This window comes from Polymorphospora sp. NPDC050346, from assembly GCF_040655695.1.
In the GTDB taxonomy this organism is placed as follows: domain Bacteria; phylum Actinomycetota; class Actinomycetes; order Mycobacteriales; family Micromonosporaceae; genus Polymorphospora; species Polymorphospora lycopeni.
This window is the reverse complement of the sequence record NZ_JBFAKM010000022.1, coordinates 16,536-35,689: the sequence shown is the minus strand read 5'-3', so window position 1 is coordinate 35,689 and position 19,154 is coordinate 16,536. Positions and strand designations below refer to the sequence as shown.

General features: G+C 72.7%; 16 protein-coding genes. 11 read left to right on the top strand and 5 right to left on the bottom strand.

Annotated features, from left to right (window positions below):
* Positions 1 to 117: 117 nt before the first annotated feature.
* A complete protein-coding gene (locus AB0I42_RS22180; protein WP_357539504.1) occupies positions 118 to 858 on the top strand; it encodes an NIPSNAP family protein in 741 nt (246 codons plus the stop codon).
* Here the strand turns inward: AB0I42_RS22180 and AB0I42_RS22175 are convergent.
* Entirely contained in the window at positions 848 to 2,302 is a 1,455-nt protein-coding gene (locus tag AB0I42_RS22175) for an acyltransferase family protein (protein WP_357539684.1), read from the bottom strand. The genes AB0I42_RS22180 and AB0I42_RS22175 overlap by 11 nt on opposite strands.
* A 167-nt stretch (positions 2,303 to 2,469) precedes the next feature.
* Here AB0I42_RS22175 and AB0I42_RS22170 point away from each other — a divergent pair, with 167 nt between their 5' ends.
* The 6 genes from AB0I42_RS22170 (at position 2,470) to AB0I42_RS22145 (ending at position 10,330) form a co-directional block, all read left to right on the top strand.
* Positions 2,470 to 3,009, top strand: coding sequence for a hypothetical protein (locus AB0I42_RS22170; RefSeq protein ID WP_357539502.1), 540 nt, complete (start codon positions 2,470 to 2,472; stop codon positions 3,007 to 3,009).
* A 55-nt stretch (positions 3,010 to 3,064) separates the two neighbouring features.
* Positions 3,065 to 5,287, top strand: coding sequence for a glycogen debranching N-terminal domain-containing protein (locus AB0I42_RS22165; RefSeq protein ID WP_357539500.1), 2,223 nt, complete (start codon positions 3,065 to 3,067; stop codon positions 5,285 to 5,287).
* A gap of 75 nt (positions 5,288 to 5,362) precedes the next feature.
* The gene (locus AB0I42_RS22160) at positions 5,363 to 6,214 is read left to right on the top strand and encodes an ABC transporter ATP-binding protein (RefSeq protein ID WP_357539498.1); all 852 of its coding nucleotides are present in this window, start codon (positions 5,363 to 5,365) and stop codon (positions 6,212 to 6,214) included.
* 78 nt (positions 6,215 to 6,292) lie between these two features.
* Positions 6,293 to 7,273: an iron-siderophore ABC transporter substrate-binding protein gene (locus AB0I42_RS22155; protein ID WP_357539496.1), complete on the top strand. Its 981-nt coding sequence runs from the start codon at positions 6,293 to 6,295 to the stop codon at positions 7,271 to 7,273.
* Positions 7,270 to 9,372, top strand: coding sequence for an iron ABC transporter permease (locus AB0I42_RS22150; RefSeq protein ID WP_357539494.1), 2,103 nt, complete (start codon positions 7,270 to 7,272; stop codon positions 9,370 to 9,372). The genes AB0I42_RS22155 and AB0I42_RS22150 overlap by 4 nt, the downstream gene beginning before the upstream one ends.
* Positions 9,373 to 9,421: 49 nt before the next feature.
* A complete protein-coding gene (locus AB0I42_RS22145) occupies positions 9,422 to 10,330 on the top strand; it encodes a siderophore-interacting protein (protein ID WP_357539492.1) in 909 nt (302 codons plus the stop codon).
* Between the two features lie 7 nt (positions 10,331 to 10,337).
* Here the strand turns inward: AB0I42_RS22145 and AB0I42_RS22140 are convergent, their stop codons facing one another.
* The 3 genes from AB0I42_RS22140 to AB0I42_RS22130 form a co-directional block, all read right to left on the bottom strand.
* Complete coding sequence (locus AB0I42_RS22140) at positions 10,338 to 10,712, bottom strand: VOC family protein (protein WP_357539490.1); 375 nt, start codon at positions 10,710 to 10,712, stop codon at positions 10,338 to 10,340.
* A 149-nt stretch (positions 10,713 to 10,861) separates the two neighbouring features.
* A complete protein-coding gene (locus AB0I42_RS22135) occupies positions 10,862 to 11,920 on the bottom strand; it encodes a hypothetical protein (RefSeq protein ID WP_357539488.1) in 1,059 nt (352 codons plus the stop codon).
* Between the two features lie 100 nt (positions 11,921 to 12,020).
* Positions 12,021 to 13,280, bottom strand: a complete 1,260-nt coding sequence (locus AB0I42_RS22130) for a transglutaminase domain-containing protein (protein WP_357539486.1) — start codon at positions 13,278 to 13,280, stop codon at positions 12,021 to 12,023.
* A gap of 297 nt (positions 13,281 to 13,577) precedes the next feature.
* Between AB0I42_RS22130 and ngcE the strand changes: the two genes are divergently transcribed.
* The 3 genes from ngcE (at position 13,578) to AB0I42_RS22115 (ending at position 16,886) form a co-directional block, all read left to right on the top strand.
* Complete coding sequence (ngcE, locus tag AB0I42_RS22125) at positions 13,578 to 14,993, top strand: N-acetylglucosamine/diacetylchitobiose ABC transporter substrate-binding protein (protein WP_357539484.1); 1,416 nt, start codon at positions 13,578 to 13,580, stop codon at positions 14,991 to 14,993.
* A 65-nt stretch (positions 14,994 to 15,058) separates the two neighbouring features.
* Positions 15,059 to 15,967: a sugar ABC transporter permease gene (locus AB0I42_RS22120; RefSeq protein WP_357539482.1), complete on the top strand. Its 909-nt coding sequence runs from the start codon at positions 15,059 to 15,061 to the stop codon at positions 15,965 to 15,967.
* Between the two features lie 52 nt (positions 15,968 to 16,019).
* Entirely contained in the window at positions 16,020 to 16,886 is an 867-nt protein-coding gene (locus AB0I42_RS22115; protein WP_357539682.1) for a carbohydrate ABC transporter permease, read from the top strand.
* A gap of 63 nt (positions 16,887 to 16,949) precedes the next feature.
* Here AB0I42_RS22115 and AB0I42_RS22110 read toward each other — a convergent pair whose 3' ends face one another.
* Positions 16,950 to 17,960, bottom strand: coding sequence for a BadF/BadG/BcrA/BcrD ATPase family protein (locus tag AB0I42_RS22110; protein ID WP_357539480.1), 1,011 nt, complete (start codon positions 17,958 to 17,960; stop codon positions 16,950 to 16,952).
* A gap of 218 nt (positions 17,961 to 18,178) precedes the next feature.
* Between AB0I42_RS22110 and AB0I42_RS22105 the strand changes: the two genes are divergently transcribed.
* Positions 18,179 to 19,153, top strand: coding sequence for a MurR/RpiR family transcriptional regulator (locus tag AB0I42_RS22105; RefSeq protein WP_357539478.1), 975 nt, complete (start codon positions 18,179 to 18,181; stop codon positions 19,151 to 19,153).
* Position 19,154 lies beyond the last annotated feature (1 nt).

Genomic DNA, 19,154 nt, shown 5'->3' with positions numbered 1-19,154 from the left:
CCCGGGAAACCCTGACAGCACCTGGCACACGGCCGCCCTACCGTCGGTGCGTTCCCGGCTCGGACCGAACGAGCCGGTAACCCGTACCCGGAAATGAGAGCCGAACAGGAGCCCGTCGTGTCCCCTACCAACCCTGCCGACCGCATCCAAGTGATCGAGCTTCGCCAGTACACGCTGCGGTCCGGCCGGCGCGACGAGCTCATCGAGCTGTTCGACCGGGAGTTCGTGGAGACCCAGGAAGAGGCGGGGATGGCCGTGCTCGGCCAGTTCCGGGATCTCGATGATCCGGATCGCTTCGTCTGGCTGCGGGGGTTCTGGGACATGGCGGCGCGTCACCGCGCACTGGCGGCCTTCTACGAAGGTCCGGTCTGGGCCGAGCACGGTCCCCAGGCCAACGCCACCATGATCGACTCCGACGACGTCCTCCTCCTGCGTCCCCTGTCGGCCGGAAGCGGCTTCGTCACCTCCCCGTCCGGGCGGCCCCGGGCCGGCGCCCCGGCGCCGGAGCGATTCGTGTCCGCGACCCTGTGGTCCTTCCCTCCCGGGCGACACGAGGGCGTCGCGCTGGTCCGGGACGGTCTTCTCCCCGTGTTGCACGAGACGGGACCCGCGCCGCTCGCCGTCCTGGCCACCGAGACGGCCCACAACACGTTCCCCAGGCTGCCGGTCCGCACCGGGGAGAACGTCGCCGTGGTCCTCAACTCGTATCCCGACGAGAGGGCCTACCGGCAGCACCTCGCCGATGTGCGGGATCACCCCGTCGTACGGGACGACATCCTGCCGGGCATCGAGCGGGCGCAGACAGCAGCGCCCCGGGTACTGCGCCTGGCGCCCACCGGCCGCCCGCTCATCTTCTGACCTGGCCGTCGGGTTGGGGTGGGCGGGCGCGGGCGGTGGTGGCGCGGGCGAGTTCGAGGGCGGCGACGCCGACGAGGAACGAGGCCAGTGCCCAGCCGGGCATCCCGAGCAGCTGCTCGCCCGCCCGTGGTGCGGCGTTGATGCCGACCAGGCCCGCGGTGGCCGCCGCGAAGCCGGCCACGGTCAGCGCCGAGCGGGTCGTGGCCCGGCCGCCCCGCTGGTCGGGTACGGCGTCCCGAAGCCGGTGGGCGGCGCGGGTCTCGACTCGGCCGAAGACCGTGACCAGGCCGGCGAGCAGCACGATCAGCATGAGTAGCCAGGGCACCCGCCAGAGCCACCAGTCGAGCGTGCCGACCGGCGGGGTGGGCAGCACGCCGAGGGCGTCGAGCAGCCCGGCGAGCAGGAGTACGGCGCTGACGTGCCAGAGGAAGACCGTGAGCACGAACGCGTTGATCGCCACGACGAGCGTCCACCCCGCCGTAGCCCCGCCACCCCGCCCTTCCCCACGATCTTGCGGTTGTCGCCTCCCATTGCGGGCAGAAGGGGGAGACAAGTGCAAGATCGCGGGAAGCCGGGAGCCGGGGCGGAGGAGCAGGATCAGGGCGATCTGGGTGGTGGCCAGGGTGAGCAGGGCGAGGCTCGGCGGTGACATGTTGTGCAGTCGCTCACCCGGAATGTTGATCATGCTGACCGGATACGGCCCGAGCCAGGTCAGCAGGACCGTGGCGGTGAACCCGCCGACCAGCAACGGCACCAGCACCCGGGGCCGCGCCGGCCAGCCGGGCCGGCCCGCACATATGTCCCGCCAGGCGAAGCCGACCTGATGGATGGCGAGCCACCCGAAGAGGAAACTACCCACCGCCAGCCCGCCGTGCCCAGCCAGCCGGGCGACGTCCCCGAGCGCGACGAGGCCGGCGAGCACCAGCGGCACCGCGACGCCGTACCGGCGGTGCAGGGCGTACATGGGCCGGGTCAGCAGCACCACCAGCAGGTACGGCGACAGGAACCACAGCGGGATCGCCGCGTACCAGACCGCGTCGCGTACCAGCTTCGGGTCGGCGCCGGCGATCCGGGCAACGAGCGCGGCCAGGGCGAGCGTCACGAGCAGCACGGAGGTCGGCAGCAGCAGCCGGCGTCCCCGGTCGAGCAGCCAGGTGACGGTGCTGCCGCCGCGGTCGCGGTGCGCGGTCAGCGAGGCGGCGTTGGCATACCCGCCGACGAGGAAGAACACCGGCAGCACCTGGACCAGCCAGGTCAGCGGCCAGGCCCAGCGCAGGTCGGGCAGTGCGGAGTGGCCGGTGAGCCGCCCGTCCGGGGTGTACGCGATGACGGTGACCAGCCAGTGCCCGAGGACCACCAACGTGATCGCGAGGGCCCGCAGCGAGTCGACGTAGCGGTCCCGGCTCGCCGGGGTGCGCGCGGCGAGCTGACGCAGGCCGGCCAGCGGTCGGGGCATGGTTCCGACGCTATGCGTCGGCCCGGCCACCGCGACCGCGAACGCGGCAAGCCGGCCGGCGCGGTCCGACACCGTACGGCTGTCGGAGGGCGGCGCTAGCGTACGCACCGGTTTCGCGCCGGCCGGCCCGGGACCGCCGGGCGGGGAGGCGACGGATGGTGTCGGTGCACGAGGCGACGCTCAGCTCCGGCGACGGCATCGTCCTCGTCGAGGATCTGGACTACGAGGCCGTCTCGGCCGCGATTGGCGGGGCCTTCGCCGACTCGGCCGGGCCACCGGGCACGCGCGCCGGCGCGAAGCTGTTCGGCAGCAGCGGCGGGATCCTGCTCATCCGCTGCGCCGACCAGTGCAGCCGGCCCCTGATCCGGGTCGAGGTGTGGGACACGGTTCCGGAGGTGTTCGAGGCGCCGTGGCAGTGGCAGGAGCGCCGGACCCTGACGCTGCGGTCCGGCGGGTTCTGCGTGACTGACGGCGACGGTTTCATGCCGGCCCCGCTGGCGGAGATCGACGCCGGTGCCGGTACCGGGGACTACCACGTGGTCTTCGGCCACGACGGCCGCGACGCGGCGCGAACGGAGATCTCCCGGATACGGAGGGAGACCTTCCGCCTCACCGCGACCGAGTCCGACGCCGTGTGGCGGCGGCTCATCGGCGTCGAGCGCTATCTCCTGCGGGTCTGGCCGGCCGAGGTCTAGCCGCCGGGCGTGAAGGCCGGCGGTACGGGTATGGACCCCCGTGGCCTCACCGCCGGTGCGTGACGTGCGGGTACGTCCCGAACTGCTCTACGTGGCCAGCGGCTGGAGCACGCTGGTCACCGACGTACGGGGGCGGGTCGGCGGCACCGATCCGCAGGGCTTCTTCGCCGACAACACCCGGGTGCTGAGCCGGGAACGGATCACCGTCGACGGGCGGACGCCGACCGTGTTCAGCACGGCCGACGTCGCCGCGCACGCGCAAATGTCGTACGCGGCGTTGGCCGAGGCGGAGGTGTTGCCGTCGGTCGCGGCGTACCTGGTGGTGGAGAGGTTCGTCGGCGCCGGGCTGCGGACCCGGCTGCGGGTGCTCAGCTACGCCGCGGCCCCGCTGTCGCTGCGGCTCGGGGTGGAGGTCGACGCGGACTTCGCCGACACCGTCGAGGCGGAGTCGGGGCGGCGCCGGCAGGAGGCGCCGGTGGCCCGGTCGTGGGACGGTCGCGAGCTGCTGTTGACGTACGGGCGGCCGGGGCTCGACCGGGCGGTGGCGATCGGGGTGCACGGCACCGACGGGTTCGGGTACGCCGACGGCGCGTTCACCGTCGACCTGGACGTGCCGCCGCGTGGTGAGGCGTCGGTGGAGGTGCTGGTCGAGCCGGTCTTCGACGGCGTGCGCCGGTACGCCCCACCCCCGCTGTTCACCGACCCGCCCGCCGAGCCGCGATCTTGCACTTCTCGCCCGGCGAATCCGGCGAATGGAGGAGACAACCGCAAGATCGCGGGGACGGGGGAGCGGGGGGCGGGGACGGGGGAGCGGGACACGGCGGCGGCGGAGGCACGGGCGGAGTTGCGGGGGGAACTGTCCGGGCTGCGGTCGACGAATCAGGGTGTCGCCATGGCCTGGGCGACCGCCGTACGGGATCTCGCCGCGCTGCCGCTCGGCGAGCCGGCCGGCCCGACGGCACCGTTCGCCGGACTGCCGGCGTACCAGCAGATCTTCGGCCGGGACACGCTCGCGACCTCCTGGCAGGCGCTGCTGGCCGGGCCGACGATGCTGCGCGACAGCCTGCGCCTCAACGCCGGCTACCTCGGCCGGCGGTTCGACGACTGGCGGGACGAGGAGCCGGGCAAGCCGCTGCACCAGGCCCGGCGGGGGCCGGTGTCGGTGCTCGGGCTGGACGCCTTCGCGCGCTACCACGGCGACTACGCCACCGGTCCGGACTTCCTGTTCGGCCTCGGCCAGTACCTGGCCTGGACCGGTGACCTCGACACCGTACGCGAGCTGATGCCGGCGGCCCGGCGGATCGTGGCGTGGCTGGACCGGTACGGCGACCTCGACGGTGACGGGTTCCTGGAGTACCGGTGCCGGTCGGCGGCCGGGGTGCGCAACCAGGGCTGGAAGGACTCCGACACCGCGATCGTCGACGAGCGGGGCGAGGTGGTGGGCAACCCGATCGCGACCAGTGAACTCCAGGCGTACTGGTACGCCGCCCTGCGGCACGGGGCACTGGCGTTCGCCGCGACCGGCGAGCGGGCGTACGCGGTCCGGCTGATCGGCCGGGCGGCGGCGCTGCGCCGGCGGTTCCACCGGGCGTTCTGGCTGCCGGAGCACGGGTTCCACGCGATGGCGTTGGGGCCGGGCGGCCGGCCGGTGGTGTCGGCCAACTCGAACGACGGGCACCTGCTGGCGGCCGGGATCGTGTCGCGTCGGGTCGCCCGGGTGGTGGCCGACCGGCTGATGCGTCCGGACATGTTCAGCGGCTTCGGGGTCCGGACGCTGTCGGCGGACCATCCGGCCTACAACCCGTTCAGCTACCACCGGGGCAGCGTCTGGCCGGTCGAGGCGGGCACGGTGGCGCTGGGGCTGGCCCGGTACGGCTGCTGGCCGCACCTGCACGCGGTGGCGGAGGGCCTTTTCGCGGCGGCCGGGATGTTCGAGGGGCACCGGCTGCCGGAGGTGCTGAGCGGGCTGTCGCGGTCCGAGACGCCGTACCCGGGGGTCTATCCGGACTCGTGCTCGCCGCAGGCGTGGTCGGCGAGCACGGTGGTGGCGATCGTGCAGGCGCTGCTGGTGGCCCGGCCGGTCGGTCCGCTGCGGACCCTGCTGGTCGATCCGCACCTGCCGGCGTGGCTGCCCGACCTGGAGATCGAGGGGGTACGGGTCGGCGGGGCGACGTTCGACCTGCGGGTCCGTCGGCGCCGCGACGGTACGGCCTCGGTGCGTACCCGGGGTGACCGGATCCTGGTGCTGCGCCGGCCGCCGCGGGACGCCCGGCGCTGACCGGCGGTGCGTTCGTGCCGGTCAGGGCGCCGGGACCTGTTTGACAAGATCAAAGGTTAGGCTAACCTGAGTGGCATGGTGGATGTGCTTCAGCCGGGAAGCGCCCGGCCGCGGCAACGCGACGGGCTGCGGGCGGCCAACCTCTCGCTGGGCTACCAGGGACACCCCGTCCTGCACGACGCGGGGGTCGACCTCACCGAGGGCGCCGTCACCGTGCTGCTCGGGCCGAACGGCAGCGGCAAGTCCACGCTGCTGCGCGCGCTGGCCCGGCTGCACCGGGTGACCGCGGGCAGCATCACCCTCGCGGACGGATCCTCGGCGGCCGATCTCACCGCCCGGCAGTTCGCCCAGCGGGTGACCCTGCTCACCCAGAGCCGCCCGGTCCCCAGTGGAGTCACCGTCCGCGACGTCGTCGGCTACGGCCGCCATCCATACAAGGGCGGCTGGCGCTCCACCGACCCCGACGGGCCGCGCGTCATCGCCTGGGCCATGCAGGTCACCGGCGTGGACACCATGGCCGGCCGGGGCGTCGACGAACTGTCCGGCGGTGAACTGCAACGGGTCTGGCTCGCCACCTGCCTCGCCCAGGACACCCGGATCATCCTGCTCGACGAACCGACCACCTTCCTCGACCTGCGCTACCAGGTGGAGATCCTCGACCTGGTCCGCGACCTCGCCGACACCCACGGCGTCGCCGTCGGCCTCGTCCTGCACGACCTCAACCAGGCCGCCGCGATCGCCGACCGGATCGTGCTGCTGCACGGCGGCCGGGTCCGGGCCGCCGGACCACCGGCCGACGTCCTCACCGAGGAGATCCTCACCGGGACCTACGGCATCCCGATCGAGGTGACCACCGACCCCGTCACCGGCCACCTCAACACCCGGCCGATCGGTCGGCACACCCACCGGAGCACCGCCGCGGCCTGACCCGCCCCCGACCACCACCCAGCCGCCCGCCGGAACCCGGCGGGCCGGTCCACCCTGCCTGTCGTCAAAGAGAGAAGCATGAACCGACGCACCCTCCTCGTCACCGCCCTGTCCGGCGTACTCCTGCTCGGCGCCTGCGGCACCACCGAGCCGACCCCGACCGCGACCGAGTCCGGCGCCGCCGGCACCGGGCCCGTCACCTTCACCGACAGCCGGGACAAGGAGATCACCCTCGACGCCCCCGCCACCCGGATCGTCGCCCTCGAATGGGCGGAGGTCGAGCAACTGGTCAGCCTCGGCGTCATGCCGGTCGGCGTCGCCGACGTCAAGGGCTACGGCACCTGGGTGACCGCGGCCAAGCTCGACGCGTCCGTGACGGACGTCGGCACCCGCGCCGAACCGAGCGTGGACTCCATCGTCGCCCTGCAACCCGACCTCGTCCTCGCCCGTTCCAACCGCGGCGCCGAACTCGTCGCCCAGCTCGAGAAGTACGTGCCGGTGCTGGTCACCGCCGGCAGCGACACCGACGACAACCTGGGCCGGATGCGCGACGAGTTCCAGACCATCGCGACCGCGGTCGGCCGCACCGAGCAGGCGACGAAGGTGCTCGCCGACTTCGACGCCGCGATCGCCGACGGAAAGCAGAAGATCGCCGCCGCCGGCGCCGCCGGCCAGCAGTTCGCCATCGCCGACGGCTACCAGCAGGGCGGCAGCGTCTCGATCCGGATGTTCGGCCAGGGCGCCTTCGTCTCCCAGATCGGCATCGCGCTCGGGCTGAAGAACGCGTGGCCAGGCGCCGGCGACCCGATGTGGGCCCTGGACCAGACCGACGTCGAAGGGCTGACCGCCATCAAGGACGCGGACGTACGCTTCTTCTACAACGCCTCCGACGGCGACGACGTCTTCGTCGGCGGCCTGTCCGGCAACCCGATCTGGCAGTCCCTCGGTTTCGTGCAGCAGAAGAAGCTGCACCGGATGCCGGACGGCATCTGGACCTTCGGCGGCCCGCTGTCCGGGATCCAGTACGCCGAGCAGCTCGTCGCGGCCTACACATCTTGAGCCAGGTCGACACCCTGCCGCGGGTGACGCCACCGGCGTCACCCGCGCCGGCCGTCGGCCGCCTCACGGTCGCGTTCACGGTGGCGGCGGTCCTGACCGTGGCGATCGCCCTGGTCCACCTCACCCAGGGCACGTCCTCGATCAACGCCGTCGACCTGCTGCGGCTGGTCGTGGGCGGCGGCGACCCCGGCGCGGCCGAGGTGCTGGTCGGCTCCCGACTGCCCCGGCTCCTCGCCGGACTGACCGTCGGTGTCGCCCTCGGCTTCGCCGGCGCCGTCCTCCAGTCGCTCGCCCGCAACCCGCTGGCCTCGCCCGACACCCTCGCCGTCAACGCCGGTGCCCACCTCGCCGTGGTCGCCGTGGCCGCCGTCGGCATCAACCTGCCCGCCCTGCCGGCCGGGCTCGCCGCCTTCGCCGGCGGCCTGGCCGCCGCCGGCCTGGTGCTGCTCCTGTCGGCCGGCGGCGCCTCCGGACCGACCCGGCTCATCCTGGCCGGATCGGCGACCGCGCTGGCGCTCAGCGCCCTGACCACGCTGCTGATGCTCCTCTTCGAGGAGTCGACCATGGGACTCTTCGCCTGGGGCAACGGCTCGCTGGTGCAGGGCGACCTGAGCGCCGTGGCGCAACTCGCCCCGGTCGTGGCCCTGGGCGTCGCCGGCTGCCTGCTGATCGGCGGGCGGCTGGACATCCTCGCCCTCGGCGACGACACCGCCAGCGTGCTCGGCCTCGACGTCCGCCGTACCCGGCTGGTGGTGACCCTGCTCGCCGTCGGGCTCGCCGCGGCGGCGGTGACCCTGGCCGGCCCGGTCGGCTTCGTCGGACTCTGCGCACCGGTGGTCAGCCGTCTGCTCTCCCGCTGGGTGCCCGGGCTCCAGCGGCACCGGGTCCTGCTGCCCCTGTCCGGCCTCGCCGGGGCCTTCCTCGTCCTGGCCTCCGACGTCGTCCTGCGCGCGACCCTCGGCGGTCAGGCCGGCGTCGACATCCCCACCGGCGTGGCCACCACCATCTTCGGCGCCGTGATCCTGGTCTGGCTGGCCCGCCGGCACCGCGACTCCGGGCCGACCCGCCAACCGCCCGCCGCCCGGCCGAACGCCGCCCGCTCCCGGACCCGGCTCGGCGTCGTACTGGGCATCTGCGCCGGCGCGGCCGTCGGCGCCGTCGTCCTCGGCATGCTCGCCGGGGACACCTGGCTGCTCACCGGCGACGTCGTCAACTGGCTACGCGGAAACAGCGGCGTCGCGTACACGTTCGTCCTCGACCAGCGGTATCCACGCGTCGGTGCGGCACTGCTCGCCGGCGCCGCCCTCGCCATCGCCGGGACCACCGTCCAGGCGGTCTGCCGCAACCCGCTGGCCGAGCCGGGAATCCTCGGCATCACCGCCGGCGCCGGGGTCGGCGCGGTCTCCCTGCTCACCTTCGTCCCGATGGCCGGCGTCTGGGCGATGTCGACGGTGGCCGGCGGCGCCGCCCTGCTGACCTTCGCCCTGGTCTACGGGCTGGCCTGGCGGGGCGGGCTCAGCTCCGACCGGCTCGTCCTGATCGGCGTCGGCGTGTCCGCCGCCGGCCTGGCGATGATCACGTTCATCGTCGTGCGCTCCGACCCGTGGAACACCGCCAAGGCGCTGACCTGGCTCTCCGGGTCGACGTACGGCCGTACCGCCCCGCAACTCCTGCCGGTCGCGATCGCCCTGCTGGTGCTCACCCCGGTCGTCGTCCTCGCCCGCCGGCACCTGGACCTGCTCTCCCTCGACGACGACACGCCGCGGGTGCTCGGCGTACGGCTCGAACGCACCCGACTGGTCGCGCTGGCCGGCGCGGCACTGCTCACCTCCACCGCCGTCTCCGCGGTCGGCGTGATCGGGTTCGTCGGCCTCGTCGCCCCGCACCTCGCGCGTGCCCTCGTCGGCGGCCGGCACGCCCGGGTGCTGCCCGTCGCCGCCCTGCTCGGGGCGGTCCTGGTCAGCCTCGCCGACACCCTCGGCCGGACCGTCATCGCCCCGGCGCAGATCCCGGCCGGCCTGGTCACCGCCCTGATCGGCACGCCGTACTTCGTCTGGCTGCTCTGGCGCTCCCGGACCGACCGGGCGGCGACCGGATGACCCGCCCCGGCAACCGGCCATCCCGCACCCACGACCAAGGCAGGCCCCGATGACCGACCTCCGCCCCGCCCCGGAATCCGTCGCACCGTGGCGGCACTTCCACACCGAGACCGCCCGGCTGCGGCGCCTCAGCCCGTCGTTCCTGCGGGCCACGTTCACCGGCACCGACCTCGACCGGTTCGCCGACCTCGGCTACGACCTGCGGATCAAGCTCGTCTTCCCGCTCGCCGAACACGGCTTCCGGACGCTGCCCGAGGGACCGGACTGGTACCGGCGCTGGCGGTCGCTCCCCGCCGACCAGCGCAACCCGTTCCGCACCTACACCGTCCGGGCCGTACGGTGCGCGGACCGCGAGATCGACGTCGACCTGGTCCTGCACGACGGAGGTCCACACGGCCCCGCCGCCCGCTGGGCCGCGACGGCCCGCCCCGGCGACCGGATCGTCGTCATGGGGCCGGACAACGCCTACCACGGGGACCACGGCGGCCGGGAGTTCGTGCCGGCCCAGGCGAACCGCCCGATGCTGCTCGCCGGTGACGAGACCGCGGTGCCGGCGATCTGCGCCATCGCCGAGCGGCTGCCGGCCGACAGCCAGGGCGAGATCCTCATGGAGGTGCCGCTGCCGGAGGACGTCCTCGACTGTCCGGCACCCGCCGGGGTGACCGTCACCTGGCTGCCCCGGTCCGGCGCACCGCACGGCAGCCGGCTGGAACCGGCGGTCCGGGCGGCTGCCGAACGACTGTTCCCGGCCAACCGCCCGGCCGCCGTCGAGGCCGGGGACGGCGACCCGGAGGAGATCCTCTGGGACGTCCCGGCCGGCCCGAGCTACGTCTGGCTGGCCGGCGAGGCCGGCGTCATCCGGCAGCTGCGCCGGCACCTGGTGTCGACCCGGGGGATGGACCGCGGCTCCGTCGCCTTCATGGGCTACTGGCGGCAGGGACACGCCGACCCGAGCTGACCAGGCGCTACCCGGGCGGGATCGGGGAACCCACCCGGTGCAGCGTCCCGTCCGGGTCGACGAAAGCGAACTCCCGCAGCCCGTACGGGGTGTCGGCCGGCGCACCCAACCGGCCCTCGACACCTGACCCGGCCCAGGCGGCGTGCACGGCGTCGGCGTCGGAGACGTAGAGGTAGACCGCCGCCGCCGTCCGGGCCGGGTCGTGTTCGGCCCACTCGGTGAGGTGCAGGGATATCCGGTCGCGGTCGACGAACCCGTACCGGTCGACACCGGCGTACGGCCGCACGGTGAAGCCGAGCCGCCGGTAGCGGTCGAGCGCGGCATCCAGGTCACGCACGGGCACGACAGGAGCGATCCGGTCGAACGTGATCTCCTCGGGCATGCGGTCCTCCACGTCGTCGACCCGGCCGGCGTGGCTGGCCGGACGTCGACACCGTACGACACCGGCCCGACCTGCGGCGGCAGCACTCGCGAACGGGCCCGGGGCGCCGGGGCGGGGGAGCGGCCGCCCACCCCGGCGCTGGAGACTCGTCAGTCGACGACCGGTGGCGCGGTCCGGGCCGCCTCGGCCAGGGCCGCCGCCTCGCTGGCGTACGGGTTGTAGGTGTAGGTGCGGGACAGGCCGCCGGGAACGGCGAAGTACTCGGTGGACAGTTTCGCCGGATCGGTGGCGATCTCGCCGCGGGCCGGGAGGTCGTCGCCGTCGTCCCAGCCCCACGGGGCGTTGGCCGAGTTGACCGAGCAGGCCCAGGTGCCGGTGCCGCAGCCGCCGGAGGCGTCGCCGGCGAAGGTGCCGAGGTGGGCGAACAGGTCCGGGTTGGCGCGCTGCGCCCACAGGCCGCCGGGGGCGAAGATGTCGACGAGCCGGTAGCGGACGTCGCGGTCGTCGGCGTGGCCCGGTGTCTCGGCCACCGTCGACGGGTAGTAGACGATGCCGTCGCCGACGATGTCGTACTGCGGGTGGGCCTTGAGACCGTGCCCCTTCGCCTCCTGGGCGGTCACCGGGTGCTGGTGCGGGTCGTGCGGCGAGGACTGGAACCGCACCGTGCCGTCCACGGTCTCCCGGCCACCGGTCCAGGTGCTGCCGGCCGGCGTGTACGAGAAGAAGTCGCCGTGCGCCACGGTCACCGCCGCCCGCAGGGTGCCGTACGTGGAGCCGTCGCGTTCCACGACGAACAACACGCCCTCACCGTCGTTCTCGTGCTCGGTCTCGAAGAACGGATGGTCGGTCCAGTCGCGGGGGTGGAAGAAGAAGTAGGTGAGGTACCAGTGGCTGGCCGTCTCCAGCACCGAGTAGTAGACGTGGGCGGCGAACGACACGTCCGGGGCGGCGGCCCGGTCCCAGTTGTTGCGTCCGGCGAGGTCGCCGTCGAAGTCGACGCGGGTGATGTAGTCGGACCGGCCGGCCAGCGCGTGGCTGCCGGTCACGTCGACGTCCTGGTAGTGGATCGGTGCCCAGCGCAGCGCCAGGTCGGCCCGGCTGACCGCGGCCCGGGCCGGCGCGGCCACGGTGAGCGTGACCGCGGCCAGCGCCAGCACCAGGGCGGCTGCCGTCCACGATCGCCGGATGGTCCGGCCACTGTCGATCATGTACGCCCCAATCACCAAATCAATAAATGGCAATCAATTTAGGTGATCGGTGGTGGCCATCGGGTGACCACGGGGCGAAGGGTTGTCGCCCGGGCCGCTCTCACCGCGCCCGGTAGGTCAGCTCGTGCGGCGTCAGGCTGCCGTAGCGGGTCCGCACCGCCACGGTCGCCCGGTGCTCACCCGGGTCGGTGGCCAGCACCCACGCCCCGCCGACCGGCAGCGTCCCGGTGCCGGTGTCCGTCTCGATCCGGAACCCGTCGGCGAACGGGTGGTTCGTGACGGGACGTATCGCGGCCCACCCGTCGACCAGGTCGAGGCCGATCCCGACACCGGACAGGTCGGGGTAGAGGACGGCCGGGTCGCGCTCCAGCCGTGGCGTGCACACCAGGCCACGTTCCTGGTGTACGGGCACGAACGCGCCGGCCGCCCAGGTGCCGCCGGTCGTCGCCACCGCCGCGAAATGCGACCGCCAGACGTCGGTCTCCTCAGCGGAGAGGGCGGCGCCGCGGCGGACCGCCCGTACCGGCAGGCCCGCCCGGACCGCCGCCTGAAGCTGTGCCGCCCCCTGCGGGGTGCCGTCGGAGTCGACCCAGTGGCACCGGTTCTGTCCGTCGAGGACGATCCACCGGTCGAGGCCGTCGATCCACGCCTCGGTCGCCATGTGCCCCCGGGACAGGCCGACGTGATGGTCCGGCTGCCGCAGGTCGAGGCGGCGGGCCGGAATCCCGACCGCGTTGAGCGCCTGGGTCAGCACGAGCGCGTATTCGACGCAGGCGAACCGTTCGCCGGCGTCCACCCGCTCCAGACAGGTCACCGCGTCGTCGACGTCCAGGTGGCCGTTCGCGTGCGCCCACCGCCGGCCGACCCACTCGGCCAGGCCGGTGGCCGTCTCCCACGCGTCGGTCGCCGGGGCGGGAATCCGCGCCCGCAGCGCCGGCTCGCGCTCCGGCGGCAACCGGAACAGTGCCGGCGGCGGGGCCGTCGGCAGGACGGGCCAGGTGAGCAGTTCCAGCGACGGTGGCGGCGCGGGGGCGGCGAGCCTTTCCCGCAGCCGGGGCCAGTCTGGGTCGCCGCCGAACGCGGCTTCGAGCTCGCCGAAGAGCACCTCCGGTTGCCGGAAGCCGCCGTCGATCACCTCGTCGAGCAGGGCGTACGCGCCCGGGTCGCCGATCCGGTGGGCGGCGACGGCGCACCACGGCCCCCACATGTGGGTCCAGAAAACGACGTCGCGCCGCAGTTCGCCGCGGTAGGCGTGGATGCCCGCCCAGTCGCGGGCCCGGGTGAGATCGTCGCCCCGGGTGCGCAGTTCGTTGAGCCAGTCAGCGGTGGTGGTTTCCGTCTTGTACGGTCCGGCGGCCATTCGTCCTCCTCGACGGGCGCGGCGTCCGACAGCGGTGTCCTGCAGCGTATCGACGTCGGTCAACCGGCGACGGGTCGCGTCCTCCCGCCCGGTCCGTCTTCGGGGACCGTCGGCTGTGGGGGAACGCCAGGGCGGGATGGTCGAGGATCGTAACGGTTCGGGGCCGAGGGCTTGCCGTCCGAGCCTTGATGTCGTAAGAATCCTTCAATAATTGGTGGTTAACTGAAGACAAGCACCAGTGATGCAACAGCAACGGTCGAAGGTCTGCAACGCCCCTCCGTCAATAGAGGAGAGACCATGAAAAGGCGTGACATTTTGGGTCGCGTCGCCGCCGCCGGCGTACTCGCCACCCCCGCCGCCGCCCTGCTCGGCGGCTGCGCACTCGGCGGCGGCGGTGACGACGGTGACGGCGGCGACGCCAACCGGGCCGAGAAGACGGCCGACAACCCGCTCGGCGTCAAGACGGACGCCCCGCTCGAGGTCGTCATCTTCAACGGCGGCTTCGGCGAGGAGTACGCCAAGGCCCACCAGGCGATGTACAACGAGAAGCACCCCCAGGCGAAGATCACCCACTCCGCCACCCCGGAGATCAGCAAGACCCTGCAACCCCGCTTCGTCGACGGCACCCCGCCGGACGTGGTGAACAACTCCGGCGCCGGCCAGATCGACTTCAACGGTCTGGTCTCGCAGGACGCGCTCGCCGACCTCGGCGAGGTGCTCGACGCGCCCAGCCTCGACATCCCGGGCAAGACCGTCCGCGACACCCTGCTGCCCGGCGCCGTCGAGGTCGGCTCCTACGACGGCCGGTTCCTGGTCATGAACTACACCTACACCGTGTACGGCATCTGGCACTCCGCCAAGCTGTTCGCCGACCGGGGCTGGACCGACGCGAAGACCTGGGACGACCACATCGCGCTCTGCCGGCAGATCAAGGCCGCCGGCATCGCCCCGTGGACGTACGCCGGCAAGCACCCCCGCTACATGAGCTGGCCGGTGATCTCCACGGCCATCAAGTTCGGCGGACCCGAGGTCGCCACCGCGATCGACAACCTCGAACCCAACGCGTGGAAGTCCGACGCGATGCGGACCGCCGCCGACGCCTGGCACCAGATCGTCAAGGACGGCTACATCCTCGCCGGCTCACCCGGCCTGGACCACGTGCAGTCGCAGACCGCCTGGTGCCAGGGGCAGGCCGCCTTCATCTCCTGCGGCTCCTGGCTGGAGAGCGAGCAGAAGAAGGTCACCCCGGAAGGCTTCGACATGGCCGTCGCCCCGACGCCGAGTCTCGGCGCCGGGGACAAGCTGCCGTACGAGGCGATCCGCGGCACCGCCGGCGAGCCGTTCGTGGTGCCGGCCAAGGGCAAGAATGTCGCCGGCGGCCTGGAGTACCTGCGGGTCATGCTGTCGATGAAGGGTGCCCAGGACTTCACCCGCAAGGTCTCCAGCCTGACCGTCGTGGCCGGCAGCACCGAGGGCGTCGAGCTGCCGCCCGGGCTGACCAGCGTCGTCAAGGCGCTCGACGCGTCCGCGACCAACGGCTTCAACTGGGTCTACCCCTCGTACTACCGCAAGCTGGAGCGCAACCTCGTCGACGCCGCCTGCGGCGAGTTCTTCAGTGGACGGATCGGCCCGGCGGAGTTCCTCGACCAGTGCCAGAAGGGCGCGGACGAGATCGCCGCCGACAGTTCGATCACCAAGTACAAGCGGGCCTAGCAGCCACGCCGACGCGGGACCGTCCGCCGGTCCCGCGTCGGCCTCCGTGGGCAGGAAGAATCTCCGTGAGACATGGCAAGTATCCGCTGATCGTCACCTTCCTGGTGCCGCCGCTGCTGCTTTACGGCATCTTCGTGCTGTCGCCGTACCTGCAGGCGTTCCAGATCTCCACCACCAACTGGCTCGGCTACTCCGCGGAGGCCGACTTCGTCGGGCTGGAGAACTTCGCCACGCTGCTGCGCGACGGCTACGTCTGGAACGCGATCAAGAACAACGCGGTCCTGCTCCTGGTGCTGCCGCTGGTGACGATCGGGCTGGGCCTATTCTTCGCCACCATGCTCAACATGGGTGGCCGGCGCGGCCGGGCCGGTGTGGTCGGGGTGACCGGCACGGCCGCCTACCGGCTGGTCTACTTCTTCCCGCAGGTGTTGTCCGTGGTGATCATCGCGATCATCTGGCGGGAGGTCTACCACCCCAACAACGGCCTGCTGAACGCCACCCTCGGGACCTTCGGCATCACCGGGCCGACCTGGCTCGGCGACCCGCGCTTCGCGTTCTGGTGCGTGCTCGCCGTGCTGATCTGGAGCAACGTCGGCTTCTACGTGGTGCTGTTCGGCGCCGCCATGCAGGCCATCCCGCGCGACATCTACGAGGCGGTCATGCTCGACGGGGCGTCGCGGTTCGTGACCCTGTTCAAGGTCACCATTCCGTTGCTGTGGGACACCGTCCAGGTCGCCTGGATCTATCTGGCCATCGCCGCCCTCGACGGGTTCATCCTGGTGCAGTTGATGACCAACGGCGGACCGAACTTCTCGTCCGACGTGATCGGCCTGCGGATGTACGACACCGCCTTCGGCAGCGAGACCAAGTTCGGGTATGCCTCCGCGATCGGTGTCGTCATGTTCTTCCTGACCCTCTCGGTGGCGGTGCTGGCCCTGCGCGCCGCCCGGCGTGATCGGATCGAATACTCATGAGCGAGCGTTGCGAGGCGACCCGGTGACCGTTCTTGATCGGTCTACCTCCGATGTGGCGAAGGTCCGCAAGAGCGATCCGGCCCCGCGCCGCGAGACCGGCGTCGCCAACGCCTTCTCGCACGGCTTCCTGCTGCTGTGGGGACTGCTGACCGCGTTTCCGCTGCTGTGGGTGCTGGTCAGCTCGTTCAAGAGCGACGCAGAGATCCTCGGCGACCCGTGGGGGCTGCCGTCCTCGCTGCGCCTGGAGAACTGGGCCCGGGCCTGGACCGAGGCGAACATCGGCCAGTACTTCCTCAACAGCGCGATCGTCGTCGCCGGCTCGCTGACCCTGACCATGTTCTTCGGCGCCACCGCCGCGTACGTCTTCGCCCGCTACGAGTTCCGCGGCCGGCAGCTCGCCTACTACCTGTTCGTCGGCGGGATGATGTTCCCGGTGTTCCTGGCCCTGGTGCCGTTGTTCTTCGTCGTCCGCAACGCCGGGCTGTTCGGCACCTGGACCGGCCTGGTCCTGGTGTACGCCGCGTACTCGCTGCCGTTCACCGTGTTCTTCCTGACCGCGTTCTTCCGTACGCTGCCGACCTCGGTCGCCGAGGCCGCGCTGATCGACGGCTGCGGCCACTTCCGGCTGTTCTTCCGGGTGATGCTGCCGATGGCGCGGCCGGGGCTGATCAGCATCGCGATCTTCAACTTCCTCAGTCACTGGAACCAGTTCATCCTGCCCCAGGTGCTGATGCAGGGCGACGAGTCGAAGTGGGTGCTGGCGCAGGGGCTGGCGGCGCTCGCGATCAACCAGGGCTACGAGGGCGACTACAGCGGCCTGTTCGCCGGGCTCACCCTCGCGATGCTGCCGGTCCTGGTCGTCTACATCGCCTTCCAGCGTCAGATTCAGAGCGGACTGACGGCCGGCCAGCTGAAGTAGTCCGTGATCGTCTGCTGATCAGGCGGTCGACACGCCGTGCGGGGACGGCGGAACAGCAGACGATCACGGCAGAGCGCCAGCTCCGAGCAGGCGGTGGTGCAGGGCGGCCGGGTCGGTGACGTCGGGCAGGGTCCGGGCGGCCAGCCATGCCGCGCCGGCCGCGCCGTCCCCGGCGGTCACCAGGGGAGCGGCCGGCCACCGTTCGCGCAGCGCGTCGCTGAGCGCGGCCGAGAGCGGCGTGTCCCCGGTCAGCAGCCCGCCGCCGAGCACGATGGGGCCGCGGTCGCCGTCGCCGCGGATCCGGCCGACGCTGCCGGCCAGCAGGCGGGCGGCCGTGGCGATGACGTCGGTGGCGACGGGGTCGCCGTCGCGTGCGGCGCGGACGACGAGCGGGGCGAGGGCGGCCAGGGCGATCGGCGGGCGGGCGGTGACGGCCTGGACGAGGGCGTCGACGGTGCGCCGGGCGGGTCCGGCGGGGGGGCCGCCGCCGGTGGCCGGGTCGCCGAGCAGTTCGGTCATCACCAGGTCGGGTAGGCCCGACCGTGGCTGACCGGTTTCGATCGCCGCGAGGGTGCGCCGTACGGCTTCCCGGCCGAGCCAGAATCCGGAGCCGGCGTCGCCGAGCAGCCAGCCGTGGCCGTCGGCGACTCGGTGCAGGGTGAGGTCGCGGATCTCGCCGGCGATGGCCCCGGTGCCGGCGATGACGATGCTGCCGTCGGGGTGCGGGGTGCCGGAGGCGTAGGCGGCGAGGGCGTCGCCGGTGACGTCGTACCCGCAGCGCAGGCCGACCTGGTCCCAGACCCGGTCGAAGGCGGCGCGGGCGACCGGGTCGGCGAGCAGTCGGCCGGCGCCGGCGAGACCCATGGCGGCGGCGCTGACCCGGCCGGGGTCGACCGGGGCGAGGGCGGCGGTGAGGGCGAGTCGCAGCTCGTCGGCGGCGGCGTCGGCGCCGTGCGTGGTGGGGTTGCCGCCGCCGGCGCGGCCCCGGCCGAGGACGGTGCCGGTGGTGGTCGCGACCAGCGCGCGGGTGGAGGTGCCGCCGATGTCGAGCCCCACCACGAGGGATTCGCTCATGAACCCTGGCCGCCTCTGCCGATGAAGTCGATGGAGTCGTCGGATCTGCCGGCGTCCATGCTGCGCGGCGCGGCGGTCGCGGGCAACCCCGGGGGCCGGCAATCAGTGCCGGGCCGAGGTAACAGTTTGAAAACTTCACCCATGGCCTTGACAGAGAGGGGCCTTTAGTAAGAACTTTTACCACTAACAGTTAACACTCCTTTCCGAAAGGCGAAGGCATGGCTGAACGCGAGGTGGACGTCGCCGCGGTGACCGCCGTGGTCGACTCCTCCGCGGGCAGCCGCCGGCCCGCCGCACCCCCGTCGCTGTCGGTCGCCGACGACGGTGCCCTGCTGCGCGTACGGGCCCGGTTGCCCGAGTTCACCGGCGCCCTGCTGCGGGTCGCCGACCAGGTGCTCAGCGACCCCGACGCCGCCGCCCGGGCGACCATCGTCGAACTGGCCGAACGCAGTGGCACCTCGCCCGCCACGGTCACCCGCTTCTGCCGCGCGCTGGGCTACGAGGGGTACGCCGAACTGCGGCTCGGCATCGCCGCCGAGACCGGCCGGGCCCGCTCCGCCGGCTGGAGCATCGACATCGGCCGGGAGATCCAGCCCGGCGACCCGCTCGACCGGGTGCTCGACCAGATCATGGCGGCCGACACCCGGGCCATGCACGACACCGCCGCGCTGCTCGACCTGGCCGAGGTCGAGCGCGCCGCCGACGCCATCGCCGGCGCGCAGCGGGTCAACATCTTCGGCGCCAGCGGTAGCGCGCTGGTCGGCGAGGAACTGCAGTTCAGCCTGCACCGCATCGGCGTGGCGGCCTGGGCCTGGACCGACGTGCACAACGGACTGGCCAGCGCCGCCCTCCAGCGGGCCGGCGACGTCGCCGTCGGGATCTCCCACAGTGGACAGACGCGGGAGACGATCGAGATGCTCGCCGAGGCCGGCAGCCACGGCGCCACCACGGTCGCGCTGACCAGCTTCCCGCGCTCGCCGCTCGCCGAGCTGGCCGACATCGTGCTGGTGACCGCCACCCAGGCGACCACCTTCCGGCCCGACGCGCTCTCTGCCCGGCACCCGCAACTTGTGGTGCTCGACCTGCTCTACATCGCGGTGGCACAGCGTACCCACGACGTGGCGCACGCGGCGTTCCAGCGCACCGCCCAGGCCGTCGACGGTCACAAGGCCGCCAAGGACGGTGCGGCGTGAC